General features: G+C 63.9%; 20 protein-coding genes. 12 read left to right on the top strand and 8 right to left on the bottom strand.

Annotated features, from left to right (window positions below):
* The first annotated feature begins 139 nt into the window (after positions 1–139).
* Complete coding sequence (locus tag EB233_RS16880) at positions 140–1,024, top strand: NAD(P)H-binding protein (protein WP_064988806.1); 885 nt, start codon at positions 140–142, stop codon at positions 1,022–1,024.
* Here the strand turns inward: EB233_RS16880 and EB233_RS16875 are convergent.
* Positions 1,021–3,510: a mechanosensitive ion channel family protein gene (locus EB233_RS16875; RefSeq protein ID WP_027051310.1), complete on the bottom strand. Its 2,490-nt coding sequence runs from the start codon at positions 3,508–3,510 to the stop codon at positions 1,021–1,023. The genes EB233_RS16880 and EB233_RS16875 overlap by 4 nt on opposite strands.
* A gap of 204 nt (positions 3,511–3,714) precedes the next feature.
* On the opposite strand from EB233_RS16875, the gene EB233_RS16870 reads away from it, so the two are divergent.
* The 4 genes from EB233_RS16870 to EB233_RS16855 all read left to right on the top strand — a co-directional run bounded on the left by EB233_RS16870 (position 3,715) and on the right by EB233_RS16855 (position 8,909).
* Positions 3,715–4,974 (top strand): sarcosine oxidase subunit beta, encoded by a 1,260-nt coding sequence (locus EB233_RS16870; RefSeq protein ID WP_064988805.1) that lies wholly within the window; start codon positions 3,715–3,717, stop codon positions 4,972–4,974.
* A 68-nt stretch (positions 4,975–5,042) separates the two neighbouring features.
* Positions 5,043–5,339 carry a sarcosine oxidase subunit delta gene (locus EB233_RS16865; RefSeq protein WP_064988328.1) on the top strand — a complete coding sequence of 99 codons (297 nt, stop codon included), beginning with the start codon at positions 5,043–5,045 and terminating at the stop codon, positions 5,337–5,339.
* On the top strand, positions 5,336–8,329 hold the full coding sequence (locus EB233_RS16860; protein ID WP_064988327.1) for a sarcosine oxidase subunit alpha: 2,994 nt from the start codon (positions 5,336–5,338) through the stop codon (positions 8,327–8,329). Before EB233_RS16865 ends, EB233_RS16860 begins: the two co-directional genes overlap by 4 nt.
* The gene (locus EB233_RS16855) at positions 8,322–8,909 is read left to right on the top strand and encodes a sarcosine oxidase subunit gamma (protein WP_064988326.1); all 588 of its coding nucleotides are present in this window, start codon (positions 8,322–8,324) and stop codon (positions 8,907–8,909) included. Before EB233_RS16860 ends, EB233_RS16855 begins: the two co-directional genes overlap by 8 nt.
* A gap of 19 nt (positions 8,910–8,928) precedes the next feature.
* Here EB233_RS16855 and EB233_RS16850 read toward each other — a convergent pair whose 3' ends face one another.
* Together EB233_RS16850 and EB233_RS16845 are read right to left on the bottom strand one after the other, a co-directional pair.
* Positions 8,929–9,339, bottom strand: coding sequence for a VOC family protein (locus tag EB233_RS16850; protein WP_064988325.1), 411 nt, complete (start codon positions 9,337–9,339; stop codon positions 8,929–8,931).
* Positions 9,336–9,848 carry a DMT family transporter gene (locus EB233_RS16845; RefSeq protein ID WP_064988324.1) on the bottom strand — a complete coding sequence of 171 codons (513 nt, stop codon included), beginning with the start codon at positions 9,846–9,848 and terminating at the stop codon, positions 9,336–9,338. Before EB233_RS16845 ends, EB233_RS16850 begins: the two co-directional genes overlap by 4 nt.
* 86 nt (positions 9,849–9,934) lie before the next feature.
* Between EB233_RS16845 and EB233_RS16840 the strand changes: the two genes are divergently transcribed.
* Entirely contained in the window at positions 9,935–10,831 is an 897-nt protein-coding gene (locus EB233_RS16840) for a LysR family transcriptional regulator (protein ID WP_064988804.1), read from the top strand.
* A 197-nt stretch (positions 10,832–11,028) separates the two neighbouring features.
* On the top strand, positions 11,029–12,471 hold the full coding sequence (locus EB233_RS16835; protein WP_064988323.1) for an MFS transporter: 1,443 nt from the start codon (positions 11,029–11,031) through the stop codon (positions 12,469–12,471).
* 71 nt (positions 12,472–12,542) lie between these two features.
* Here the strand turns inward: EB233_RS16835 and EB233_RS16830 are convergent, their stop codons facing one another.
* A complete protein-coding gene (locus EB233_RS16830) occupies positions 12,543–13,247 on the bottom strand; it encodes a nitroreductase (RefSeq protein WP_027051301.1) in 705 nt (234 codons plus the stop codon).
* A 170-nt stretch (positions 13,248–13,417) separates the two neighbouring features.
* Between EB233_RS16830 and EB233_RS16825 the strand changes: the two genes are divergently transcribed.
* The 5 genes from EB233_RS16825 to EB233_RS16805 all read left to right on the top strand — a co-directional run bounded on the left by EB233_RS16825 (position 13,418) and on the right by EB233_RS16805 (position 21,097).
* On the top strand, positions 13,418–14,014 hold the full coding sequence (locus tag EB233_RS16825) for a helix-turn-helix domain-containing protein (protein WP_081293938.1): 597 nt from the start codon (positions 13,418–13,420) through the stop codon (positions 14,012–14,014).
* A gap of 93 nt (positions 14,015–14,107) precedes the next feature.
* A complete protein-coding gene (locus EB233_RS16820; protein WP_064988320.1) occupies positions 14,108–16,561 on the top strand; it encodes a GcvT family protein in 2,454 nt (817 codons plus the stop codon).
* Entirely contained in the window at positions 16,558–17,457 is a 900-nt protein-coding gene (locus EB233_RS16815) for a homocysteine S-methyltransferase family protein (protein WP_064988319.1), read from the top strand. The genes EB233_RS16820 and EB233_RS16815 overlap by 4 nt, the downstream gene beginning before the upstream one ends.
* On the top strand, positions 17,457–18,638 hold the full coding sequence (locus tag EB233_RS16810; protein ID WP_064988318.1) for a pyridoxal phosphate-dependent aminotransferase: 1,182 nt from the start codon (positions 17,457–17,459) through the stop codon (positions 18,636–18,638). Before EB233_RS16815 ends, EB233_RS16810 begins: the two co-directional genes overlap by 1 nt.
* A complete protein-coding gene (locus tag EB233_RS16805; protein ID WP_064988317.1) occupies positions 18,635–21,097 on the top strand; it encodes a GcvT family protein in 2,463 nt (820 codons plus the stop codon). The genes EB233_RS16810 and EB233_RS16805 overlap by 4 nt, the downstream gene beginning before the upstream one ends.
* Before the next feature lie 46 nt (positions 21,098–21,143).
* Here EB233_RS16805 and EB233_RS16800 read toward each other — a convergent pair whose 3' ends face one another.
* From EB233_RS16800 to EB233_RS16785, 4 genes are read right to left on the bottom strand one after another with little or no spacing between them, the layout of a single operon-like run.
* Positions 21,144–21,731 (bottom strand): NAD(P)H-dependent oxidoreductase, encoded by a 588-nt coding sequence (locus tag EB233_RS16800; RefSeq protein ID WP_064988316.1) that lies wholly within the window; start codon positions 21,729–21,731, stop codon positions 21,144–21,146.
* Positions 21,731–22,312 (bottom strand): NAD(P)H-dependent oxidoreductase, encoded by a 582-nt coding sequence (locus EB233_RS16795; RefSeq protein WP_064988315.1) that lies wholly within the window; start codon positions 22,310–22,312, stop codon positions 21,731–21,733. Before EB233_RS16795 ends, EB233_RS16800 begins: the two co-directional genes overlap by 1 nt.
* A complete protein-coding gene (locus EB233_RS16790) occupies positions 22,312–23,715 on the bottom strand; it encodes an FAD-binding oxidoreductase (protein ID WP_064988314.1) in 1,404 nt (467 codons plus the stop codon). The genes EB233_RS16795 and EB233_RS16790 overlap by 1 nt, the downstream gene beginning before the upstream one ends.
* The gene (locus tag EB233_RS16785) at positions 23,715–25,016 is read right to left on the bottom strand and encodes a cytosine deaminase (protein ID WP_064988313.1); all 1,302 of its coding nucleotides are present in this window, start codon (positions 25,014–25,016) and stop codon (positions 23,715–23,717) included. Before EB233_RS16785 ends, EB233_RS16790 begins: the two co-directional genes overlap by 1 nt.

The following is a 25,016-nucleotide window of genomic DNA, read 5'->3' as shown; positions in this document are numbered from 1 at the left end:
TGTCCGGCATTTTTTTCCCAGGTTTGTCAGTTTTCAGAACCGATCATCCGTTTTTGTCTTCCACCGTCCATATCTGGGCGACCTCAGCCCTCGGATCCGGCATTCCTGACCTCCCTTGTTGAGCATGAAGGATAAGGGCATGTTTGTCATTTTGGGTGCGGCAGGAAAAATCGGACGGGCCACTATCGGTGCGCTGCGTAGACATGACGTTCCGGTCAGAGCCGTGGTACGAAATTCCTCGCGCGGCGAAGAGTTCCGTGTCCTCGGCTGCGAGGTGGAAATTGCCGATCTGCGCGACGCCGCGGCCTTGGCGCGGGCAACAAAGGGCGCCACCGCCGTCCAAGTCATCTGCCCGACCGGTGTCCGGGCCGAAGATGCATCGGCGGAGATGGACGACACCATCAAATCCGTCGTCGACGCACTCGGTCAGACCCGGCCGCAGAGCATTCTGGCGATCTCGGACTATGGCGCCGAGCTCGCCGCCGGCACCGGCATCACGCTCGCCTTCCATCATCTGGAATCGCAACTGAAGACCATACCGGCGGCGCTCACGGTGCTGCGCTCAGCCGAGCACATGCAGAACTGGAACCGGCTGGTCGGCCGCGCGATCCAGACCGGCGTGCTGCCGAGCTTGCATCATCCCATCTCCAAACTGTTCCCGACGGTGTCGGCCGGCGATGTCGGCCTGTTGTCGGCCGATCTTCTCCTTTCCGGCAGCGGCGAGGCGCTGCGCGTGGTCCATGCCGAGGGACCCGATCGTTACAGCGCAACCGATGTGGCGCGGACGATTGGCGAGATAGCCGGCCGGGAGATCGTCGCACGCCAATTGCCGAGGCAGGACTGGGTTCCCGCGCTCGTCGGCGGCGGCATCAGCGCGAGTTACGCCGAACTGGTGGCGACGATGTTCGATGCTCACAATGCCGGCCGCATCGACATCGAACACGGCGTCGGCGAGATCAGGCGCGGCAAGACCGATCTGCGTACGGCATTGGCCGCCCTGATCGAGGGCCGCCAACCAGCCTAATGTGGATCGGGCTTACGCGGCTTCCGCCCCGCTTTGGTGAGCTTTTTCGCCTCGGCCGCGGCGTCCGCCTTCGCCTGCTCCTGTTCGGCGAAGTCGGCCTCGATCTTGTCATCGTCGGTCGGCCAGGCCTTGGGCTTGTACACCTCGACGACGGCGCGCGGCGTCGAGGGGATTTCGATGTGCTGGTCGCTGAATTTTTCCAGTACGGCGAAGCGGATGTCGTTCTGCACGCCACTGCCGTTCATGATGTCGGCCAGGAACACGCGGATTTCGAATTCCAGCGCGGCCGCGCCAAAATTGGCAAACAGCACGAAAGGCTCGGGGTTCTTCAGCACCATCGGATGGCTGCGCGCGATCTCGAGCAGGATGGCGTGCACCTGCTTGACGTCGCTGCCATAGGCGACGCCGACCCTGATCTCGACACGGCCAAGCTTGTTGCGGTGGGTCCAGTTGCCGACGGCGTTGTTGATCAGGTTCGAATTGGGCAGGATCACCGACTGCCGCTGGAACGTCTCGATCTCGGTGGCGCGCACGCTGATCTTCTTGACCGTGCCGCTGACGTCGCCGGCGACGATCCAGTCACCGACCTTGAACGGCCGCTCGGCCAAAAGGATCAGGCCGGAGACGAAATTAGACACCACATTCTGCAGGCCAAAGCCGATACCGAGAGAGAGGGCACCGGCGACCAGCGCAAGGCTGGAAAGATCGATGCCCGCCGCCGAGATGCCAACCAGCCCCGCCAGCGCCACGCCGGCATAGCCGACCGCCAGCCGGATCGAGTTGCGCACACCGGTATCGACCTTGCCGCGCGCCATCACCGAGCCATCGAGCCAGCCCTGGAACCAGCGCGTCAGGAAATAGCCGATGATGAAGACGACGATGCCCGAAAGGATACCGGTGACCGAAATCGTCACCGAGCCGATGGCGATCCCGGTCGCCAGCTTGTAGGCCCAGGCCTGGATATCGCCCGGCTGGAAACCCCACATCAAAAGGATAAGCGGCAGGAAAACCAGCACGATCAACAGGTTGATGGCAACGCTGACGACGAGGCCGAGCTGGTCGAGTGCGGTGTCCTCGTAGCTGGAATTGGCCGATAGCCAGCGCCCGACGGACGTGTTGGCGAACGCGCCTTCCTCGCCGATGGCACGCGCCGAGAGGAAGCCGATATAGGCGGTGATCAGCGCCGTGCCGGTGACCACGACCTGCAGCGAAACGAACAGCGCCAGGCCGATATAGCCAAGCAAGGCGGCGATGATGGTGAACAGGCCAAGCGCCAGCGCCAAATAGCGCAGCCATGCCGGCCATGGCCGCCAGCTGCCGTCCCGCGCCTTGAACGGCCGCAACATCGCCATCAGGATCAGGATGATGCCGACGACGATGGTGGCGACGAAACTGCGCGCGATGGTCAGCGACAGCGGCGATCCCATCTTGTCATTGATGATCGACAGGAACGTGTTGACGGAGATGACTACAGCCATGGCGGTGGCAAGGCGCACCAACCAGCGCGCCGGCACGGTTTCAACTGGGATCAGGCGCCAGTTCGGCAGCCGCGGCTCCAGCGCCGCATTGGTCAGCCGGTTGACGCAGAATATCACCCCGATGGCCGTCGCCAGCGCGTTGAGAAACAGACCAATATCGCCACGCAAAACGTTGTAATAGTTGAAAAAGAAGATGGTGGAGCCGAGAAACGCGGCGACCGCCAGCGTCGGCAGCAAGGTCGACCAGAAGGCCACCGAAAGGCGGCTGAGATACGACGGGTCTTCGTTGGCGGGGTCCGCTTCGAACACGCGCCCGAACAGCCGCCTACCGCCGACCAGCAGCACCAGCGCCAGCCCGAGCGCCACGAAGGTTGCCGCGAGGATGGCTTGGAACTTGAACTTGAAGGCGAAGCTCAGCCAGGACGACACCGCATTGTAGAAACTGGCGTATTCCTCCTGGGCGTCGGAAAAGACCTGCGGGCTCAGCGCATCGGACAACACGTAGCGCTTGGTCAAAAGGTTGCGGAACAAAGCGCTGCGCATATTGCCGATCCTGTCGATCAGCCCGCTGATGCGGATCGACAGGTTCTGTGCGCTGGCGACGACCGAATTGATCTCGGCCTTTTCCGAGGCAAGCGCCTGGCGCTCGCCGGTCACGATGTCGGGCTCTTGCGGCTGGCCCGCTGCTGGCGGCGGCCCAAGCACCTCGATGCGATTGTTGATGTCGGTGAGCCGCGTACGGAACGCCAGCGCACTGGTCAGTGCCGCCCGCGACAGATCCTCCAGTTGCAGGCGGATATCCACGAGCGAGGCATCATCCTCGCCGTCCTGCTGTATCTTCTTCTCGAGGTCGTCGGTCTTGGCCGTCAGGCCCTGGATGACTTTCTGCTGGTCGGTGACCAATCCGGCGGCGCCCTGGCCGAGCGCTTGCGCCATCGCCTCGAACGAAGGCGACGCCGAAACAACGAGCGCAAAGACCAGGATGAGGCGAAGCAATCTCAAAAGCATGACGTATTGGCGACTCACGGGCGGCAAGGCATTCAAAAGCCTGTCCTTGATAAAGACGGCCATATCGTGGGGCAAGCCGTCGCATCCGATCGCGCTTGGATCGCGATCCGAGCGTCGGCCAGTCGAAAGGCCATGGCGCAATATTGGCTTTGCGCATGCGGCCTGCTCTATAGTCTGCCGCATCGCCCGAACCGGATGACAATGATGGCAGAGTACTCGGCCTTTTCGCTGCTCGCGAACGCGCTCAAGGGAAACAAGGACTGGAAACCGGCCTGGCGCAAGCCGGACCCGAAGGCATCCTATGACGTCATCATCATCGGCGGCGGCGGGCATGGGCTGGCGACGGCCTATTATCTGGCCAAGGAACACGGCATCACCAATGTCGCCGTACTGGAAAAGGGCTGGCTCGGCTCCGGCAATGTCGGCCGCAACACCACGGCCGTGCGCTCGAACTATCTGCTGCCCGCCAACACCCGCTTCTACGAACATTCGATGAAGTTGTGGGAGGGCCTGTCGCACGAACTCAATTACAACGTCATGTTCTCGCAGCGCGGCTGCCTGAACCTGGCGCACACGCCGGCCCAGTTCGACGATTATGCCAGGCGCGGTAACGCCATGCGCCATCTCGGCGTCGACGCCGAATTGATGACGCCGGCCGAGATCAAGCGCCTGATCCCGGCACTCGACATCTCCAGCAACGCACGCTTTCCCGTGGTCGGCGGCCTGATGCAGCGGCGCGCCGGCACCGCCCGCCACGATGCCGTGGCCTGGGGTTATGCGCGCGGCGCCGACCGGCGCGGCGTCGACATCATCGAGAATTGCGAGGTCACCGGCTTCCTGCGCGATGGCGACCGCGTCACCGGCGTCACCACCTCACGTGGCGACATCCGGGCCAGGAAGGTCGCGGTCGCGGTAGCTGGCAGCACCGGGCGCGTCATGCAGCTTGCCGGTATCGCGACGATGCCGATCGAGAGCCATGTGCTGCAAGCCTTCGTCACCGAATCGCTAAAACCCTTCATCGACACGGTGGTGACCTTCGGCATGGGGCATTTCTACATGTCGCAGTCCGACAAAGGCGGCCTTGTCTATGGCGGCGATATCGACGGCTACAACAGCTACGCCCAACGCGGCAACCTGCCCATCGTCGACGAGGTGATGAGCGAGATGCTGGCGCTGTTCCCGGGCCTTGCGCGTGTGCGCATGCTGCGCTCCTGGGGTGGTGTGTGCGACATGTCGATGGACGGCTCGCCGATCATCACCGCCGGCCCCCTGCCCGGCATGTATCTCAATTGCGGCTGGTGCTATGGCGGCTTCAAGGCGACGCCGGCTTCGGGATGGACCTTCGCCTGGACCATCGCCAAGGACGAGCCGCACGAGTTCAACGCGCCCTTCACGCTCGACCGCTTCCACCGCGGCCTCGTCATCGACGACAAGGGCCAGGGCGCCAACCCGCGGCTCCATTAGACCATGATCCGGAAAAGTGGCTACCGGTTTTCCGACAAGATCATGGTCAAATAGAAAGACATAGTCCTGTGCTGATCACTTGCCCCTATTGCGGCCCGCGCGACGTCATCGAGTTCACCTATCAGGGTGACGGCAACCGCGAGCGCCCCGATCCCGCCTCGCAGAATTTCGAAGCATGGAACGCCTATGTCTACGACCGGCTGAACCCGGCCGGCGACCACAATGAGATCTGGCAGCATTCCGGGGGTTGCCGCGCGCATCTGAGGGTCGTACGCAACACGCTGACGCATGAGATTTTGAGCGTCGCCTTCGTACGCGGCGATCATGGCTCGACCGCGCGCCGCAAGGCGGAGGACAAGGCATGAGCCCGCGCCGCACCGACACTGGCGGCCGCATCGACAGGCTGAAGACGATCCGCTTCACCTTCGACGGCGTTGCCTATACCGGCCATGCCGGCGACACGCTGGCCTCCGCGCTATTGGCCAAGGGCGTCACGCTTTTCGGGCGGTCGTTCAAATACCATCGCCCGCGCGGCCTTCTCACGGCGGGCGTCGAGGAACCCAACGCACTGGTGACGGTGCTGAAGGGCGAGGTGCGAGAACCCAACATTCCGGCGACCATGGTCGAAATCCATGACGGGCTGGTCGCAATCAGCCAGAACCGCTTTCCCTCGCTCGCCTGGGACATCAACGCCGTCAACCAGCTCGGCGGCAAGATCCTGTCCGCCGGCTTCTACTACAAGACCTTCATGGGGCCGGTGATCGGTCCGCTGAAAGGCACGCGTTTCTGGATGTTCTGCGAGCATTTCATACGCCGCGCAGCCGGTCTCGGCAGCGCCGGATCGGCCAGGGACCCGGCCCGCTACGAGCGCATGAATGCCTTCTGCGACGTGCTTGTGGTCGGCTCCGGTCCTGCCGGCCTGATGGCTGCCAAGGCCGCCGCCGATCAGGGCGCCCGCGTCATCCTGGCCGATCTCGAGCCGCGTTTCGGCGGCTCGACCAACTGGTCGGATGAAACAATCGATGGCGCGCCGGCGGCCGATTGGGCGCGGCGCACCGTCACCCAGCTCGAAGGCCGCGACAATGTCCGGCTTCTGCCGCGCACCACGGTGTGGGGCTATTACGATAACAACACGCTTGCCGCGTTGGAACGGGTCAGCGACCACAAGGAGCAGCCCGCCAAGGGGGAGCCGCGCCATCGCTACTGGGCAATCCGCGCCAAATCCGTGGTGCTGGCCACCGGCGCCTTCGAGCGGCCTCTGGTCTTCCCGGGCAATGACAGGCCGGGCGTGATGCTGGCCCATGCCGCTGAGCGCTACGCCAACGAGTTCGGCGTGCTGCCCGGCGAGCGGATTGCGCTGTTCACCAACAATGACAGCGCCTATCGCGCGGCCATCGCTCTTAAGAAAGCCGGCGCCGCGATTGTCGCCATCGCCGACGTCAGGTCCGAGCTTTCAGCGGAGATGCGCAAGCTCGCCACCGAAGCCGAGGCCGAAATCTTTGCCGGTCACGCCGTCGTCGCCACCGAAGGCGGCAAGGCGCTGTCCGGCATCAAGGTCCAGCGTTTCGACATGGTCACCGGGGCGCTCACCGGCGAAGAGCGCAGCATCCATGCCGACTGCCTGCTGATGTCCGGGGGCTGGTCGCCGACCATCCATCTCGCCAGCCAGGCAGGCGCCAAGGCGGAATGGAATGCCGCACGGCAAGCCTTTCTGCCACCCAAGCCGACGCAACAATGGATCGGCGCCGGCGCCTTTACCGGCAGTTTTTCCACCGTCGAGGCGATCGCCGAAGGCCGTGCCGCCGGCCTTGCGGCGGCCGGTGGAACAGGCACGCCGGCGGCATTGCCAACTGTCGAAGCGGTAGCAGGCGATCCCGATCCGGCGCCCGTCTTCGAGATCAGGGCCAAGGGCAAGAGCTTTGTCGATTTCCAGCATGACGTGACATCGGAAGATGTCCGCCTGGCGCATCGCGAAGGTTTTGTCTCGGTCGAGCACCTGAAGCGCTACACCACGCTCGGCATGGCGACCGACCAGGGCAAGAGCTCCAATGTCCCCGGCCTTGCCATCATGGCCGAGGCGCTGGGCAAGCCGATCCCCGAAGTCGGCACGACCCGCTTCCGGCCACCCTTCGCGCCGGTATCGATCGGTTCGCTGGCGGCGGAGCGCTTTGGCGACCTGAGGCCGGAACGGCTGACGCCGATGCATGACTGGCACCTCGCCAATGGCGCGACCATGTACTCCGCCGGCCTCTGGTACAGGCCGATGATCTATGGCCATGCAGGCGAAACGGTCGAACAGGCCTATGTACGCGAAGCCAAGGCGACTCGCGAAAGCGCGGGGATTGTCGATGTCTCGACGCTCGGCAAGATCGCCGTGCAAGGCCCTGACGCCGCCGCCTTCCTCGACCGCGTCTACACCAACATGTTTTCGACGCTCGCCGTCGGCAAGGCGCGTTACGGGCTGATGCTGCGCGAGGACGGCCTTGCCTTCGACGACGGCACCACCTGGCGCCTTGGCGAACAGGACTTCCTGATGACCACCACCACCGCCAATGCCGGCAAGGTGATGCAGCATTTGGAATACTTCCTCGACGTGATCTGGCCGGAGCTGAAAGTCCACGTCACCTCGGTCACCGACGAATGGGCGGGGGCGGCGATCGGCGGGCCGAAGGCCAGGCAGATCCTCGCCGCCTGTGTCACCGGCACCGCTGTCGACAATGCGACACTGCCCTTCATGGGCATCGTGCGTGGCGAAATTGCCGGCGTGCCGGTGATGATATGCCGGCTTTCCTTCTCCGGTGAGATGGCCTTCGAGGTCTATTCCGGCGCCGGTCATGGCACCCATGTCTGGGAAGCGCTGGTCGAAGCCGGCAAGCCGTTCGGGCTGGTCACCTACGGACTCGAGGCTTTGGGCACGATGCGCATCGAAAAGGGCCACGTTACCGGCGCCGAGATCGACGGCCGCACCACGGCGCGGGACCTGCATCTCGACTGGATGCTGTCGAAGAAGAAGCCGTTCATCGGCTCGGCAATGATGGATCGCGAAGGCCTGATCGCGTCCGACCGGCTGGAGCTGGTCGGCCTGATCGCGCTCGACAACCGGCCGCTCAACGGCGGCGCGCACATTGTCGAGGCATTGGACGAAGCCAATCCGCACGGCTCGATCGGGCACATCACCGCCTGCTGCTATTCGCCGGCGCTCGGCAAGCACATCGCACTGGCCCTGGTCGAGGGCGGCAAGGCAAGGCATGGCACCCGCGCCCATGTTTCCGATCCCTTGCGCAACCGCTTCGGGCCGGTCGAGATCGTCTCCAACCATTTCTACGATCCGGAAGGGACCCGCATGCATGGTTGAGCGCCAATCCCCTCTCGAGCCGGAATTTCATGTCGGCTCGCATGGCAATTTCGAGCATGGCGTCGAGATCCTCCTGACCGAAACGCGGCCAGGCTCGATCGTGCAGCTCGCCGCCTGGCCGGGCGAAGAGAAGAGACTGATCGCGGCCATCCACACCGTCACCGGGCTTGCGCTGCCCGACGGTGCCGGGGGTGGCGTGAGCGACGGCGTCAAATCGGTTTTCGGCTTCGCGCCGGGAAAGTTCACCGTGGCCGATGACGCCGAAGGGCTCGCGGCGGCTTTTGCCAAGGCGGTGACGCCGGAAATCGGCACTGTGACCGACCTGTCGCATGGCCGCACCGCCATCCGTATCGCCGGACCGAAGGCTGAATGGGTGCTGGCGAAATTCTTCGCCATCGACTTCGCGCTGCCGGCCTTCCCGGTCGGCGCTGGCCGCTCGACCGCCCATCACGACGTCTTCGCCCAGATCCAGCGCACCGGCGCCGACCAGTTCGACATCTATGTCTTCCGCTCCTTCGCGCGTTCATTCTGGAAGGCGCTTTGCCATGCCAGCGAGGAAGTCGGCTACGAGGTGCAATAGGTCACCTCGCCCGGCTAGACTAGGATTGCTGCGCAACGACGTGCCAGTCGGCGTTCTGCAGCACAACGCGATAGCCGTCGCAATCCTCGAAGGTTACGCCCTGCCTGTCCCAATAGGGATTGAAGGACGCCACGGTGGCGTAGCCTTGGCTTTTCATGCGCTGGATGGCCGCTTCCCAGGCGTCACGGTCCGGCATGTAGAAGACGACCAGATTGTCCGCCGTGGGTGCCCTGCCGGCATCGTGACCATGGGCGTGGGTGAATTCGAAATGATAGGCCTCGCCGGGCAGCCCGAGCATGACGCCATCGAAGCCATCGTGGTCACTGAAGCGAAACAGCTCCTGAAGACCGAGACCATCCCGGTAGAAATGGATGACGGCCGCCAGGTCGTTCGTCGGGCGCGCCACACGCAGGACGAGATGAGGTTTCATTCACTGTCTCCTTTTTGGCTCTGATTGAAGTCGGATTGGGCCGGCTTTGGCGCAATCGTGCTTGCCCATTGCGTCACGACGAGGCCGCCGATGATCAGCGCAAGTCCGGCCAAACGAGCTGTTGTCGCGGGCCGATGGGCAAAGCCCATCAAGGCGAAGTGATCAATGAGCAGCGACGCGGCCATCTGGCCGGCAATGACGGCAACGATGAAGCTGGCAGCGCCGAGCCTGGGCGCCAGAAGCAGTGCGGCCGTGATGTAGACCACGCCAGCCGCGCCGCCGATCCACACCCACCACGGACCTTTGAGCGCCATCCCGACAGAGGGGACCGGCAGCCTGAAGGCGATCATGACCGGGACGATCAACACGGCGCTGACGCCCAGCGAGACCAAAGTAGCCCAGAGCGGATGGCCAAGCAGGCGGCCAAGCATTGCGTTTGCTCCTGCCTGGAAGGGCACCACGCCCCCGGCCAGCAAGGCGGCGACAAGAAAGGAAAAGCTGCTGGGCATGAGATTGTCTCCTTATCGATCATGCCGGATTAGACCATCAGGTTTTCGTATTGAAATTCGATTTTCGTACGATCAATATGCATGAAATGAATAATCTCGCCGGTATCGACCTGAACCTGCTCGTCGTGCTCGAGGCCTTGCTGGCCGAACGCCACGTCTCGCGAGCGGCAATCCGACTGAACAAGAGCCAGCCCGCCGTCAGCCATGCGCTCGCCAGGCTGCGCCACCTTCTCGACGACCCGCTGCTGGTCAGACGGCAAGGTGGCCTTGAGCCGACTGCGCGCGCCATAGAAATCACCCCTGCGCTCACCGAGGCGCTCGATCGCATGCGGCACCTTCTGGCGCCGGCTGGCTTCGACCCGGCGACGGCGCGCCGGACGTTTCGGCTCGCCATGTCGGACTATGGCGCGGCGGTCATCCTGCCGGCCCTGCTGCCGCTCGTGCGGGCGCAGGCGCCGCAAGTCGATCTGGTGGTCAGCCAGGCGAGCCGCGAGGTGATGGTTTCGCAAATCATCGACGGCGAGATCGATCTTGCCTTTGGCGTCTTCCCCGGCCTGGATCGGTCCGTTCGCTCGCATCGCCTGTTCGACGAGCGCTTCGCCTGTCTCGCCGACGCGGCGAGCCTCGGTGGCAGACAGGCGATGGATCTGGCGACCTATCTCGAACGGCCGCATGCGCTGGTCGATTTGCGGCCCGAGCGCCAGAGCGAGGTCGACAAGGCCCTGGCCGAATTGGGCCGCACGCGGCGGCTCTGCCTCGTCATCCCGCATTGGGGCGTGGCGCCGCGCCTGATCGCCGACACCGACCTGGTGCTTACCGTCGCCAGCCGGATCCTGCCGTCACCGGACGAACGGCTTTGCGTGTTCGCCCCACCTTTCGAAATCCCAGCCTTTCCATTCACCCAGGTCTGGCACGAGCGACGCGAAAGCGATCCCGCGCACCAGTGGTTGCGCTCGCGGCTACAGCATCTGTTCGACGACTGAACGTCCGAAGCGCGTCGGCACGCGAAGAAGACGAAGTCAGCCGCACACAGGTGCTTCTGGCCTCAATGCCGGCCGGTTCTGCCGCTAGAGAATCGCGCCGCTGGCGGCCATGATGCAAAGACGTGGCCGCCCAATCGGCCCAAAGGGTATGAAAACCCGTCTCAGACTCGGCACATTCGTTTGGTTCGAACATCCCCATGACCGCAGAACTATCCGCCGGCGCCACGGATCGCGCCGATGTGTCGGCCAGAGCCTTGCTCCTGCTGCCGCTGACGGTCGCCTGCGGCGTGTTCATGACCAGCCTCGACCAGAATGTCGTGGTGACGGCGCTGCCCGGCATCGGCGAAAGCCTCGCCCGCCCGCCGAGCCAGCTCGGCCTGTTGATCACGGTCTATGTCGCCAGCCTGATCATCTCGATGCCGCTCGGCGGCTGGGCTGCCGACCGCTTCGGCCTGCGCAACGTCTACTGCTTCGCCTTGCTAGTGTTCGCCGCCTCGTCGGCGCTCTGCGGCCTTTCTGATAACATCTGGACGCTGGTTGGCGCCCGCGCCCTGCAAGGCTTCGGCGGTGCGCTGATGGGCACGCTCGGCCAGGTCGTCATCCTGTCGAGCTTTCCGCGCAACCGGACGCTGAAGATCAACATGTACATCTCGGTCGCCAGCCAGACCGGACCGCTGGTTGGGCCGCTCGTCGGCGGCGCGCTGACCACCTACATTTCCTGGCGGTGGATCTTCTTCATCAATGTGCCGTTCGCACTGGCGGCGGCGATCCTTGCCGCCTCGCTGTTTCCGACGGTGACGAAACCGGTTCGCACGCGGTTCGATTTTCCTGGCTTCCTGCTGGTGGGCAGCGGCATGATCCTGCTGGTTTTCGGCATGGACTCGCTTGCTGCCAAGGACGCCGCCGGCAGCATGATTGCCGGTGAACTGGTGCTGGCCGTCGTCATCCTGTCGATCGCCTCGCTCTACTGCCTGCGCGTGCCCAACCCCCTGCTCGACCTCAAGCTCCTGCGCATCCGCACCTTCCGCATCTCGTTCCTCACCGGCGGCGGCCTGGACACGATCGGGCTGAGTTCCGTCGCCTTCCTGCTGCCACTGATGTTCCAGCTCGGCTTCGGCATGAGCGCGGTGCAGGCGGGATCGCTGACATTCATTGCCGCGCTCGGCTCGGTGGTCATGCGGTTCTTCATGCCGCGCGTTCTCAACCGGTTCGGCTTCCGCCGCGTGCTGGTCTTCAACACGCCGGTCGTTGCCGTCATGGTTGCCGGTTTCGCCTTGATGCAGGCTACAATGCCGGTCTGGATCGTGCTGACCTACATCTTCGCTTTCGGCGTTTTCCGTTCCATCCAATGGGCCTCGACCGGAAACCTCGCCTATTCCGACATCGCGCCCGAACAGCTCGCCCGCTTCAGTGCGCTCTACTACATTCTCTGGCAGCTGGCGGTCGCCATCAGCGTCGGCCTGGCGGCGGCCATGCTGTCATTCCTGGCCGGCGGCGGGCCCGCCGTGACCAATGATTTCCGGATCCTGTTCGCGATCGAGGGCGTCATCACGCTGTGCGCGCTGCTCGCCTATCTCAAGCTGACGCCACAGGACGGCGCCCATGTCAGCGGCCATGGCATGCGGATGAACACGGAATGATGCATATCGCCCGGGCCGTGCACCGGTGTCGAGGCAGACACGCATGAGAGAAAAATCAGTCGCCGGCGAAGCTATTCGCTGAACGTCACCCACTCTTCCAGCGGCACACGGTCGGTGCGGAAGGCGTTTTCCGGCTTGGACGTGTCCTCATGGCCCAGCGCCATACCACAGACGACGATCTCCTCGTCTGGAATGTTGAGCACCGGCCGGATCTGACGGTGATAGGGCGCGAACGCGGCCTGCGGGCACGTGTGCAGACCCCTGCCCCGCGCCGCGACCATGATGTTCTGCAGGAACATGCCGTAGTCGATCCACGAACCCTGGTTGAGCCGGCGATCGATGGTGAAGATCATGCCGACCGGCGCGTCGAAGAAGACGAAGTTGCGGTCGTGCTGTGCGCGCATCTTGTCGACCTCGCGGCGGCCGATGCCGAGCGCGCCATAGAGGCCGAAGCCATTGGCGCGGCGGCGGGTAAGATATGGCTCGAAGAACTGGGTGGGATAGTAGCGGTACTCGTCCCAGTCGGCCTTTTCGGCGCGGATACCGGAATTCAGGATAGCATCCGATATCTGTCGCTTGGTCTCGCCCTTGGTGACGTAGACCCGCCATGGCTGCATGTTGGTGCCCGACGGCGCACGCGCCGCAACCGCAAGAATGTCGCGGATGGTGTCGTCGTCGATCATGTCGGGCAGAAATGCGCGCACCGAACGGCGCGACATGATCGCCTCGTCGACGATCGCGGCCTCGTCAGCGATTCGAGCCTTCTTTTCCAACATGGGCCGTCCCTTAGCCATTGTGCCGATCGGACGTCCCCACTCGCCGCTCGCGGCGGAGCCTTTGCATGAACCGTCAAATTCCTGCAAGCAAATCTTGAGCATTGGTGAAAATCTACTTGATTTTTTCATGAGCCTGACCTCTCATGAAATTCAGATGGAATTTTTCATGAATGAGCGTTTTGCCCTCCACTAGCGCACGAACATTACAGGGACCTGACGAACGCGTGCTGGCCAGCGATATCCGCGCGCTGCGTCGCGCGCGCGGGCTGACGCTCGCCGAGATCGCCCTGAAACTCGGCCGTTCGGTCGGGTGGGTAAGCCAGGTCGAGCGCGGCCTGTCGACACCATCGGTCGGCGATCTCAGGGCCTTCGCCGAGCTGTTCGGCGTGCCGATCAGCCTGTTCTTCAGCCATGACGTGCCGGTCGAGAGCGAGCGCGGCGTGGTGGTGCGGGCCGGCAGGCGCCGCACGCTTGGCACCAGCGAATCCGGCCTGGTGGAAGAACTCCTGTCGCCCGATCTCGGTGGTAGCTTCGAGATGGTGCGTTCGATCTTCGCGCCGGGCGCGGAGATGAAGGCCGCGCAGCTGCGGCCGACCGAGGAAGCCGGCTATATCGCCTCGGGTATTTTCGAGATCGAGATAGAAGGCGTCTGGCACCGGCTCGGCGAAGGCGATTCCTTCCGCTTCGAAGGCAAGCCCTACCGCTGGCGCAATCCAGGCACCGAGCCGGCGGTTGTCATTTGGGTGGTTTCACCACCCGTCTATTGAAATGCGGATCGCCCAAAAGCGTGCAGCGCTCTTGGGAGACCTGCATCAAAACAAAAAATGGAAGCGCGATGCGCTTCAGTTTGGGAGAACAACATGGCGGGTTTGCCAAGCACGGCGCGCGTGGTGATCATCGGAGGTGGTGTCGTCGGCACCTCCTCGCTCTATCATCTCGCCAAGGCGGGCTGGACTGACTGCGTGCTTCTGGAAAAGAACGAGCTGACCTCGGGCTCGACCTGGCATGCCGCCGGCAATGTGCCGACCTTCTCCTCATCCTGGTCGCTGATGAACATGCAGCGCTATTCTACCGAGCTGTACCGTGGCCTCGCCGATGCTGTCGACTACCCCATGAACTATCACGTCACCGGATCGCTGCGGCTCGCTCACTCGAATGAGCGCATGCAGGAATTCCAGCGCGCCAAGGGCATGGGCCGCTACCAGGGCATGGACATCGACGTGGTCGGCGTCGACGAGATCAAGCGCCGCTACCCCTTCATCGAAACGCATGATTTGAAGGGCGCCCTCTACGACCCGAGCGACGGCGACATCGACCCGGCACAGTTGACGCAGGCGCTGGCAAAGGGCGCGCGCGATCTTGGCGCGAAAATCATCCGCTTCTGCCCGGTGTCAGGCGTACGCCGCGACAAGGACGAATGGGTGGTCGAGACCCCGCAAGGCGAGATCCGCTGCGAGATCGTCGTCAATGCCGCCGGTTATCGAGCGGCCGAAGTCGGCAAGATGTTCGGCCGCGAGGTGCCGATGATGGTGATGAGCCACCAGTACATTCTGTTCGAGGAGATCCCCGAACTCGCCGCCTGGTCGAAGGAACAGGGCAAGAAACTGCCGCTGCTGCGCGATGTCGACACCTCCTACTATCTGCGTCAGGAAAAATCCGGCATGAACCTCGGCCCCTATGAGCGCAATTGCCGCGCGCATTGGGCCACACCTGGCGATCCGATGCCGGACGATTTCTCCTTCCAGCTCTTCCCCGACGATCTCGACCGGCTGGAGCATTACCTAGCCGACGCCGTCGCCCGCGTCCCCATCCTGGGCACGGCCGGCCTGTCCAAGGTCATCAACGGCCCGATCCCCTATGCGCCGGACGGCAATCCGCTGATCGGCCCGATGCCCGGCGTTCCCAATGCCTTCGAGGCCTGCGTCTTCACCTTCGGCATCGCCCAGGGCGGCGGCGCCGGCAAAGTGCTGGCCGAATGGGTCACGCAAGGCCAGACCGAATGGGACATGTGGTCCTGCGATCCACGCCGCTTCACGTCCTTTGCCTCGGCACCGGACTATTGCGTCGCCAAGGGCCTTGAAATCTACGGCAACGAATACGCCATCCAGTTCCCCCGCCATGCCTGGCCGGAAGGGCGCGACAGAAAACTATCGCCGATCCACGACCGCACCAAGGCGCTCGGCGGCCGCTTCGATGCCTATAATGGCTGGGAGCGGGCCACCTGGTACGCGCAACCCGGCGACGACATCTCAGAGGAAGCCACGCTGACCTTCCGCCGTGAAGGCCCCTGGCAGCATCGCGTCCGCGAGGAATGCCTCGCCGTCCGCGACGCCGCCGGCATCCTCGATCTGCCCGGTTTCTCGCGCTTCAATCTCGAAGGCCCCGGTGCCGCCGAATGGTTGAGCCTGCAAGTCACGGGACTTGTGCCGAAGCCCGGCCGCATCGGGCTGGTCTATTTCGCCGACGACAAGGGCCGCATCGTCACCGAAATGTCGGTCGTGCGCCATGGCGAGGAGCAGATGACGCTGATCACCGCGGCGGTCGCGCAATGGCACGATTTCGAATGGCTGAAGTCGCGCATGCCAGGGGATGCACCCTTCACCTTGACCGACCGCACCGAGGACTACTCCACCCAGATCCTGGCCGGCCCCAACTCTCGCAAAATCCTCGCGGACGTCTGCGCCGCCGACCTTACTCTGCCCTGGCTGACGCATCAGGAAACCGAGATCGCCGGCCGCTGGGCAAAGCTGGTGCGCGTCTCCTTCGCCGGCGAACTCGGCTGGGAAATCCACACCAAGGTCGGCGACACATCAGCCATTTTCGACGCCATCTGGGCGGCCGGGCAAAAACACGGACTGAAACCGTTCGGCATGTACGCGCTGGATTCGCTCAGGCTCGAAAAAGGTTACCGCGCCTGGAAGGGTGATCTCTCGACCGACTATTCCATCCTGCAAGGCGGGCTCGAGCGCTTCGTCAAATGGGAAAAGCCCGACTTCCGTGGCAAGGCCGCGCTGCAGAACGAGAAGCAGCAAGGCGTGAAGAAGCGCTTCGTCACGCTGGTCGTCGAGAACCCCGGCGATTGCGACGCGCCCTATATGTCGACGCTGTGGCACGGCGGTCAGATCGTCGGCGAGACCACGTCGGGCGGCTGGGGCCATCGCATCGACAAGTCGATCGCGCTCGGCATGCTGCGCATGGATTTGACCGAGCCCGGTACTTCCGTCGAGGTCGAAATCTTCGGCGACCGGTTCAAGGCGGTCGTACAGAACGACGAACCGCTCTGGGATCCCAGAAACGAGAGGCTGCGCGCATGAAGACGGTCATCCTCACCGATGGCGGCATGGGCCAGGAGCTGGTCCGCCGCAGCAAATCCGAGCCGACGCCGTTGTGGTCGGCCAAGGTGCTGATCGACGAACCAGACCTGGTACGCGGCCTGCATGCCGAGTTCATCCGCGCTGGCGCCCGCGTCATCACCATCAACACCTATTCGGCAACGCCCGAACGCCTGGCGCGCGAGGGCGCCGAGGAGTTGTTCAAGCCGCTGCAGAAGCGTGGCATCGAACTGGCAAGGCAAGCTTGTGACGAGGCCGGCGACGCGGCCATTGCCGGCTGCCTGTCGCCGCTGTTCGGCAGCTATGCCCCGGCGCTGACCATTTCCTACCAGGAGACGCTCGACATCTACCGCCGCATCGTCGCCGAGCAGGCCGATGGCGTCGATCTCTTCCTGTGCGAGACCATGGCGTCAGCCGATGAAGCACGCGCGGCGGTCACCGCGGCCTCCGAGAGCGGCAAGCCGGTCTGGGTGTCGTGGACGCTCGCCGATCACGGAACGCCGCGGCTGCGCAGCGGCGAGACGATCGCGGCGGCGGTTGGAGCGCTCGACGATCTGCCCGTGGCGGCGCGGCTGCTCAACTGCTGCCGGCCGGAAGCAATCGCCGCCGCCCTACCCGAACTGATCGAGTTCGGCGGCCCGGTTGGCGCCTATGCCAATGGCTTCACATCCACCGAAGCGCTGAAGCATGGCGGCACCGTGGATGTATTGCATGCCCGCCACGACCTTGGCCCTGACGCCTACGCCGACCAGGCCATCGGCTGGGTCGAAGCCGGCGCCCGCATCGTCGGCGGCTGCTGCGAAGTCGGCCCCGCCCATATCGCAGCCCTGCGTGAAAAACTCGAACAGGCCGGCTACCAGATATCGGGAGTTCAGTGATGCCCAGACCATCATCGCGCATTTCCGGCATCGTGCCTTCCGGAAAGGATGGCTGGGAAGTCCACTCGGCCGCCTGGGCCCGCAAGGCGGCTGGCGAGGACATCATCATGCTGTCGGTTGGCGACCACGACTTCGACACGCCTTCGCAGACGATCGAAGCCTGCGTGAGGGCGGTTCGCGGCAGCAACCACCACTATACGCCGTTGCCCGGCCTGCCGCGCCTGCGCCAGGCGATGGCGGCAGCCTCCAGCGCCTGCACCGGCGTCGAGACGACACCGGACCAGGTCATCGCCACGCCGGGCGGCCAGGCGGCGCTCTACGCAGCCGTGCAGGCCGTGCTCGACCAGGGCGACCACGCCATCGTCGTTGCCCCCTATTACGCCACCTACCCCAATACGTTCAGCGCTGCCGGTGCCAGCTTCACCGTCGTCGAGACACCGGCCGAGGATGGCTTCCAACCGCGTGCGGACATGATCCGCGCAGCACTGAAGCCCAACACGCGCGCCATCCTGATCAACACGCCGAACAACCCGACAGGCGCCGTCTATTCGCGCGAGCGGCTTGAACAGGTGGCGCAAATCTGCCGCGAGCATGACCTTTGGCTGCTCTCCGACGAGGTCTACTGGACGCTGGGCGGCGGCGAGCATGTCTCGCCGCGCTCGCTGCCCGGCATGGCCGAACGCACATTGGTCATCAATTCCATGTCCAAGAGCCACGGCATGACCGGCTGGCGCATGGGCTGGCTGACCGGCCCGCAAGACATGATCACGCTGCTCGTCAATCTCAATCTGGTGACGACCTATGGCCTGCCGGCCTTCATCTCGATCGCCTGCGCCGAGGCGCTCGAAAACCACTACGGTGTCAAGGACATCGCCGAGCGCTACGCGGCGCGCCGCACCATCTTCCTCGATGCCGTGCGCGGCATGAACGACGTCACCGTGCGTGGCTCCGAAGGCGGCATGTACGTCATGCTCGACATATCCGAGGTCGAACCGGACGACGAGAAATTCGCCTGGGCCCTTCTCGACAAGGAGAATGTCGGCGTAATGCCCGGCTCCAGCTTCGGCGAAGCCGCCGCCGGCCATATCCGCATCAGCCTCTGCCAGCCGGAGCCGGTGCTGCAAGACGCGGCGGCTCGGCTGCGCCGCTTTGCTTCCACCTATCGCCGCGAGGCCGCATGACCAAGACCATCCCCACAAAGGCCATCCCTGCCAAAGCAAGGGCGGTGATCATCGGCGGCGGCGTTTCCGGCTGCTCGGTCGCCTACCATCTGGCCAAGCTCGGCTGGACCGACATCGTGCTTCTGGAACGCAAGCAGCTGACGTCGGGCACGACCTGGCACGCCGCCGGCCTGATCGGCCAATTGCGCGGCTCGCAGAACATGACGCGGCTGGCGAAATACTCGGCCGACCTCTACGTCAAGCTGGAGGCCGAAACCGAGGTCGGCACCGGCATGCGCCAGGTCGGCTCGATCACCGTCGCGCTGACCGAGGAGCGCAAGCACGAGATCTACCGGCAGGCGTCGCTCGCCCGCGCCTTCGACGTCGACGTGCGCGAGATTTCTCCCAGGGAAGTCAAGGAGATGTACCCGCATCTCAATGTCTCCGACGTGGTCGGCGCCGTGCATCTGCCGCTCGATGGCCAGTGCGACCCCGCCAACATCGCCATGGCGCTGGCCAAGGGCGCGCGCCAGCGCGGCGCCACCATCGTCGAGAATGTGAAGGTGACGAAAGTCCATGCCAAAGCCGGCCGCGTCACCGGCGTGTCCTGGGCACAGGGCGAGGACCAAGGCACCATCGAGGCCGACATCGTCGTCAACTGCGCCGGCATGTGGGCGCGCGAATTGGGCGCCCGGAACGGCGTCACCATCCCCCTGCACGCTTGCGAGCATTTCTACCTCGTCACCGAGCCGATCCCCGGCCTCTCTCGCCTGCCGGTGCTGCGTGTGCCGGACGAGTGCGCCTACTACAAGGAAGATGCCGGCAAGATGATGCTCGGCGCCTTCGAACCGGTGGCCAAGCCCTGGGGCATGGACGGCATTCGCGAGGACTTCTGCTTCGACCAGTTGCCCGAGGACATGGATCACTTCGAACCCATCCTCGAAATGGGTGTCAACCGCATGCCGATGCTGGCGACCGCCGGCATCCATACCTTCTTCAATGGTCCTGAAAGCTTTACCCCCGACGACCGCTACTATCTCGGCGAGGCGCCGGAATTGTCCGGCTACTGGATGGCGACCGGCTACAACTCGATCGGCATCGTCTCCTCCGGCGGCGCCGGCATGGCGCTGGCGCAATGGATCAACGACGGTGAGGCGCCCTTCGATCTCTGGGAAGTCGACATTCGCCGCGCCCAGCCTTTCCAGAAGAACCGCCGCTATCTCAAGGAGCGAGTCTCCGAAACGCTCGGCCTGCTCTATGCCGACCATTTCCCCTATCGGCAAATGGCGACTTCGAGGAATGTCAGGCGCTCGCCGCTGCATGAGCATTTGAAAGCGCGCGGGGCCGTGTTCGGCGAGGTCGCCGGCTGGGAGCGCGCCAACTGGTTCGCCCGCGAAGGACAGGAGCGCGAATACCGCTATTCCTGGAAGCGGCAGAACTGGTTCGACAACCAGCGCGAGGAGCATCTGGCCGTCCGCAACAAGGTCGGCCTGTTCGACATGACCTCGTTCGGCAAGATCCGTGTCGAGGGCCGCGACGCCTGCGCCTTCCTGCAAAGGCTGTGCGCCAACGACATGGACGTGGTACCGGGCAAGATCGTCTACACCCAGATGCTCAACCAGCGCGGTGGCATCGAGAGCGATCTCACCGTGTCCAGGCTCTCGGAGACGGCCTATTTCCTCGTCGTGCCCGGAGCGACGTTGCAGCGCGACCTGGCGTGGCTGCGCCGGCATGTCGGCGAGAAGTTCGTTGTCGTCACCGACGTGACGGCTGCCGAAAGCGTGCTTTGCCTGATGGGGCCGGATGCGCGAAAGCTGATCCAGAAAGTCAGCCCGAACGATTTCTCCAACGAGAACAATCCGTTCGGCACGTTCCAGGAGATCGAGATCGGCATGGGCCTCGCCCGCGCCCACCGCGTCACCTATGTCGGCGAACTCGGCTGGGAGCTCTATGTCTCGACCGACCAGGCCGCCCACGTCTTCGAGGCGATCGACGAGGCCGGCGCCGATGTCGGGTTGAAACTCTGCGGCCTGCACACGCTCGATTCCTGCCGCATCGAAAAGGCTTTCCGCCATTTCGGCCACGACATCACCGACGAGGACAATGTGCTGGAAGCCGGCCTCGGCTTCGCCGTGAAGACGGTCAAGGGCGATTTTCTCGGCCGCGATGCGGTGCTGAAGAAGAAGGACGCCGGATTAAGCCGCCGGCTGGTTCAGTTCCGCCTGAAGGACCCGCAACCCTTGCTCTTCCACAACGAGGCGATCCTGCGCGATGGCAAGATCGTCGGCCCCATCACCTCGGGCAATTACGGCCACCACCTCGGCGGCGCGATCGGGCTGGGCTATGTGCCGTGCCAGGGTGAAGGCGAGGCTGACGTTCTAGCCTCGTCCTACGAGATCGAAATCGCCGGCGAGCGTTTCGCGGCGGAGGCATCGGTGAAACCGATGTATGATCCGAAGGCGGAGCGGGTGAAGATGTAGCGCCTCTTCCTTCTCCCCGTTCAACGGGGAGAAGGACGCTGATCGCTTAAAACCGCTCCAGCTTCGCCCTTACCTTGACCAGGAACGCGGCCCTTGTCCGTGGCGTCGAGGCATCCATCAGATAATGCGCCAGGAAGAAGGTCCGGCAGCGCGTCGCGCAGAGCGCCCGCATGCCGCGCAGCAACGTCTTGCGTCCGGGCTGGCCGACGACGACGCTCCACCAGGTCGGCGCGCCGCAAGTCGTGATGACGCCGACCTTGGTGACATGCGTCATCAGCGACTTGATGCCTCCCTTGCCCACCGGCAGCTTGAAAGCGATGTCGGTTGCCCAGACGCGGTCGAGCCAGCCCTTCAGCATCGCCGGCAGCCCATACCACCAGGTCGGATAGACGAAGAGGATCGCCTCGGCCCAGCCGAGCAGTTCGAAATGTGGCTTCAGCGCCGGATCCTGCGGCGCCTGGTTGTTGTAACTGCGCCGCTCCTCGCAGCTCATCACCGGATCGAACTTTTCCGCGTAGAGGTCGAGCAACCGCACCTCCCAGCCCCTTGCCTTCAGCACCTCTACGGCCGTGTCGCGTATCGAAGCGCAAAAACTCTCCGGCACCGGATGGCAGTAGACCACGAGCGCGCGCATCAGAAACTGTCCATGCTGGCCGCGACCTTTGTCGTGAAAGCCTTGCGCGTTTCATCGGTCGACAAGTTCATCGAATAATGCGCGAGATAGCTCACCGGTGCGCCCGGTTTGACGGTGGCGCGCAGCATGCGTTTCACCACCTTACGCGGCGGATCCCCCATCAGGATGGCGCGAAACCGGCTGCCGCCATAGGTAGTGACGGCAGCGACTTTGCCGATGTTGTGCAGCGTCGGCCGCACCTTGCCGTCGACCAGCTTGAACGACACGCCGGGCAGGAAGACACGGTCGAAAAACCCCTTCAGGATTGCCGGATAGCCGTAATTCCAGACTGGAAACGACAGCACCAGCGCCTCAGCCTTTTGCAGCCTTTCGACATAGCCGGCAACGGCATCTCCCGGCCCACGCTGATCATGATAGCCGAGCCGTTCGGCGCGCGTCAGCCTGGGGTCGAAATCCTCGGCATAGAGATCGCAGTCATCGACACTATGGCCCGCCGCCGTCAGCCGCTCGACAATCGTCCGGTGCAGGCCGGCATTGAAGCTGGTTTCGACCGGATGAGCGTAGAGGACGAGGATGTTCATCAGCCGGCCTTTTGCAGCCCCTTGAACAAAAAAGTTCGGCCAGAGCGATAATCATAGTCCGGATTTTCCCAGGCGATCATCTTGCCCGGGTTGAGCAAGCCTTGCGGGTCGGTCTCGCGCTTGAAGGCGAGTTGTACGGCATCCGTCTGCTTCATGCCGCCCTCTTCCAGCGTGTAGCGGTGCGGATTGAAAATCGGGCAGCCATTCTGCTCGTGCAGGCGCACGATCTCGTCGAGCCGCGCTTCGGTGGTGAACTTAACCAATGGCAGGCCGAAGCAGGTGATGTTGCCGTCCAGCCGCACGAATTCGAGATGCGAGAACACTTCGCCGGGAAACATCGCATCCATCTTCTCGACCAGCGCCAGCTGGTTGGGAAAGGGATAGAGCGACTGCAGATAGGTGATCGCAGGGTCGACGCGCAACGCTCTTAGCGTGGTGTGGTTCCAGGCCAGTTCATAGGCCGGCGGCAGGCCCTTTTTGTCCTCCGGCGTCGCTGTGGCGGCGTTGAAGATCACTTCCCCGCCGGCGCGTCGGGTGAAGGCGAGGAACGCATCCAGCCCATGCCGCGCCACCATGACGACGCAGATGCTCTGCCCCTCCCTGAAGAACTTCTGATGCCGCTTGAAATAGAGCTGCGGCACGGGTGCGGCAATCGGCGTGATCAGCTTGGTCAGGATGCCATCCTGGCAGGCCAGCGCGTTGCCGTAGCGCGCCGCACCCATGAAGGCATCGAAGCCGACGATGACGTCGACCCACTCATAGGCCGCGGTCAGCGGCATCTCGACTTCGGTGATGATGCCGTTGGTGCCATAGGCGTGGGTTACCTTGTGCAGATCCTCGCCGGTGAGTTCGAGCACCTTCGGCTCGGCCTCCATGGTCACCACGCGCAGGCGCAGCACATTGCCGAAATCGCGCAAACCGCCGAAATTGATCGAACCGACACCACCCGAGCCGCCGGCGATGAAGCCGCCGATCGAGGCGGTGTTGTAGGTCGAGGGAGAGAGCCGCAGTTCTTGCCCGGAATGCGCCCGCGTCGCCTTGTCGATATCGGCCAGGATCGCCCCCGGCCCGGTCACCACGCGTCCTGGCCCGATCGATTTGACCTCGTTCATTTCGGCGAGGTTGAGCACCACGCCGCCCGACAGCGGCATCGCCTGGCCATAATTGCCGGTGCCGCTGCCTCGCGGGGTCACCGGCACGCCATGCCGGTGGCAGGCGGCCAGCACGCGGATCAGTTCGGCCTCGGTCTTCGGCGTTACGATCAGGTCGCCGGTAACATTGTCGAGCTGCTGTTTCAGCACCGGGCTGTACCAGTAAAAGTCGCGGCTCTTCTGCTGGACGATGGCTGGATTGTCGTCGAGCTTCAGCCCGTCGAGATCGCGCTTGAGCGCCGAGACATCCATCATTCCACCATCAGTCCGTCGAGTTCGGCATAGTCGGGCAATTGCCGGTCGATCGCCAGCCCGCCACGCACGACGATGCGATCCGATTCGGGCCGCGACAGCAATTCCGTCCAGCTTCGACCTTTGAACAGGATGAAATCGGCATCGCCACCGGCGGCAAGCGTGCCGAAACCGTCGAGCCGCATCACCTTGGCTGGCGTCGCGGCAACCGTCTGCGGCCAGTCGGCGACCGGATGGTCGAAATGCAGGATGCGCGTCGCCATGCGGTAGACTTCCAGCATGTCGAGATCGCCGTAGGCGTAGAACGGGTCACGGGTATTGTCCGAAGCGACGGCGACCGCAATGCCCCTCGCCTTCATCTCATGCAGCAGCGTCACGCCGCGCCAGCGCGGCGTGGTGTGGTCCGAGCGGCGGTCCTGCAGATAGAGATTACACATCGGCAACGACACCACTGCCAGCCCGGCTTTCGCCACCTTGTCCAGCGTATCGAGCACCTCGAGATCGGGTTGCCGTGCCAGCGAGCAGCAATGGCCGACGAGGATATTGCCCTCGAAGCCGCTCCACAGGGCCGCCTCGGCGATCTTCTTCAACGAGATGGCGGCGATATCGTCGGTCTCGTCGGCATGGAAATCAAGGTCGAGCCCATGCTTGATCGCTTGCGCGAACACATGGTCGAGCAGTTCTTCCAGATCCGGCACCATATAGGTAACGACGCCGAGCACGCCCTTGGCGGCAGCCACCCGTTTCGCCAGCCTGTCGAACCATTTCTTGTCGCGCACGCCCTCGATGCCGAGCAGACAGGCGCCCTGCAACTCGATGCGGCCGCGCCATGTCTCGCGCATCGTTTCGAACACCGGCCAGGAGATTTCCTCCTGCGGCGCGACGCTGTCGAGATGGGTGCGCAGCGCCTTGGTGCCATGCGCGTAGGCCGATCGCAGCGAGAAATCCATGCGCTTGGCGAGGTCCTCGGCGCTCCAGCGCGCGACGCGGTCGGCGCCGGCGGCATTGAGCGCGCCCGTGAAGGTGCCATCAGGATTGGGCTTTCGCGGCCAGATATGCCCTTTGTCGATATGCGTGTGGCAATCGACGAAGCAGGGCAGCACGATACGGCCGGCGAGATCGACAGCACCGCTGGATATGGCTGCACGATCATGCGCTGCGACGGCGGAAATCTTGCCATCTGCCACAGCGATATCAGCGAGCGCAAAGCCGTCGCTGTCATAAGTCGCGGCGAGCCCTGGCGTCAGGGACGCGTGAAGCCGGGCTTTGGCGAGCCGGTATGAGACTGCATTGGGAATCAA

The sequence above is a fragment of the Mesorhizobium erdmanii genome, from assembly GCF_013170725.1.
GTDB classification, from domain to species: domain Bacteria; phylum Pseudomonadota; class Alphaproteobacteria; order Rhizobiales; family Rhizobiaceae; genus Mesorhizobium; species Mesorhizobium erdmanii.
Note: the sequence above shows the minus strand (reverse complement) of the source record. Positions and strands in the feature narration are given on the sequence as shown.

Excerpts from the sequence above, each read along its gene's own strand:
- EB233_RS16790 (WP_064988314.1), bottom strand. The coding sequence starts at position 23,715 with ATGGATGTCTCGGCGCTCAAGCGCGATCTCGACGGGCTGAAGCTCGAC.
- EB233_RS16795 (WP_064988315.1), bottom strand. The coding sequence starts at position 22,312 with ATGAACATCCTCGTCCTCTACGCTCATCCGGTCGAAACCAGCTTCAAT.
- EB233_RS16855 (WP_064988326.1), top strand. The coding sequence starts at position 8,322 with ATGGTTGAGCGCCAATCCCCTCTCGAGCCGGAATTTCATGTCGGCTCG.
- EB233_RS16870 (WP_064988805.1), top strand. The coding sequence starts at position 3,715 with ATGGCAGAGTACTCGGCCTTTTCGCTGCTCGCGAACGCGCTCAAGGGA.
- EB233_RS16875 (WP_027051310.1), bottom strand. The coding sequence starts at position 3,510 with ATGCTTTTGAGATTGCTTCGCCTCATCCTGGTCTTTGCGCTCGTTGTT.
- EB233_RS16880 (WP_064988806.1), top strand. The coding sequence starts at position 140 with ATGTTTGTCATTTTGGGTGCGGCAGGAAAAATCGGACGGGCCACTATC.
- EB233_RS16800 (WP_064988316.1), bottom strand. The coding sequence starts at position 21,731 with ATGCGCGCGCTCGTGGTCTACTGCCATCCGGTGCCGGAGAGTTTTTGC.
- EB233_RS16850 (WP_064988325.1), bottom strand. The coding sequence starts at position 9,339 with ATGAAACCTCATCTCGTCCTGCGTGTGGCGCGCCCGACGAACGACCTG.
- EB233_RS16825 (WP_081293938.1), top strand. The coding sequence starts at position 13,418 with ATGAGCGTTTTGCCCTCCACTAGCGCACGAACATTACAGGGACCTGAC.
- EB233_RS16840 (WP_064988804.1), top strand. The coding sequence starts at position 9,935 with ATGAATAATCTCGCCGGTATCGACCTGAACCTGCTCGTCGTGCTCGAG.
- EB233_RS16860 (WP_064988327.1), top strand. The coding sequence starts at position 5,336 with ATGAGCCCGCGCCGCACCGACACTGGCGGCCGCATCGACAGGCTGAAG.
- EB233_RS16830 (WP_027051301.1), bottom strand. The coding sequence starts at position 13,247 with ATGTTGGAAAAGAAGGCTCGAATCGCTGACGAGGCCGCGATCGTCGAC.
- EB233_RS16835 (WP_064988323.1), top strand. The coding sequence starts at position 11,029 with ATGACCGCAGAACTATCCGCCGGCGCCACGGATCGCGCCGATGTGTCG.
- EB233_RS16805 (WP_064988317.1), top strand. The coding sequence starts at position 18,635 with ATGACCAAGACCATCCCCACAAAGGCCATCCCTGCCAAAGCAAGGGCG.
- EB233_RS16845 (WP_064988324.1), bottom strand. The coding sequence starts at position 9,848 with ATGCCCAGCAGCTTTTCCTTTCTTGTCGCCGCCTTGCTGGCCGGGGGC.
- EB233_RS16820 (WP_064988320.1), top strand. The coding sequence starts at position 14,108 with ATGGCGGGTTTGCCAAGCACGGCGCGCGTGGTGATCATCGGAGGTGGT.
- EB233_RS16810 (WP_064988318.1), top strand. The coding sequence starts at position 17,457 with ATGCCCAGACCATCATCGCGCATTTCCGGCATCGTGCCTTCCGGAAAG.
- EB233_RS16815 (WP_064988319.1), top strand. The coding sequence starts at position 16,558 with ATGAAGACGGTCATCCTCACCGATGGCGGCATGGGCCAGGAGCTGGTC.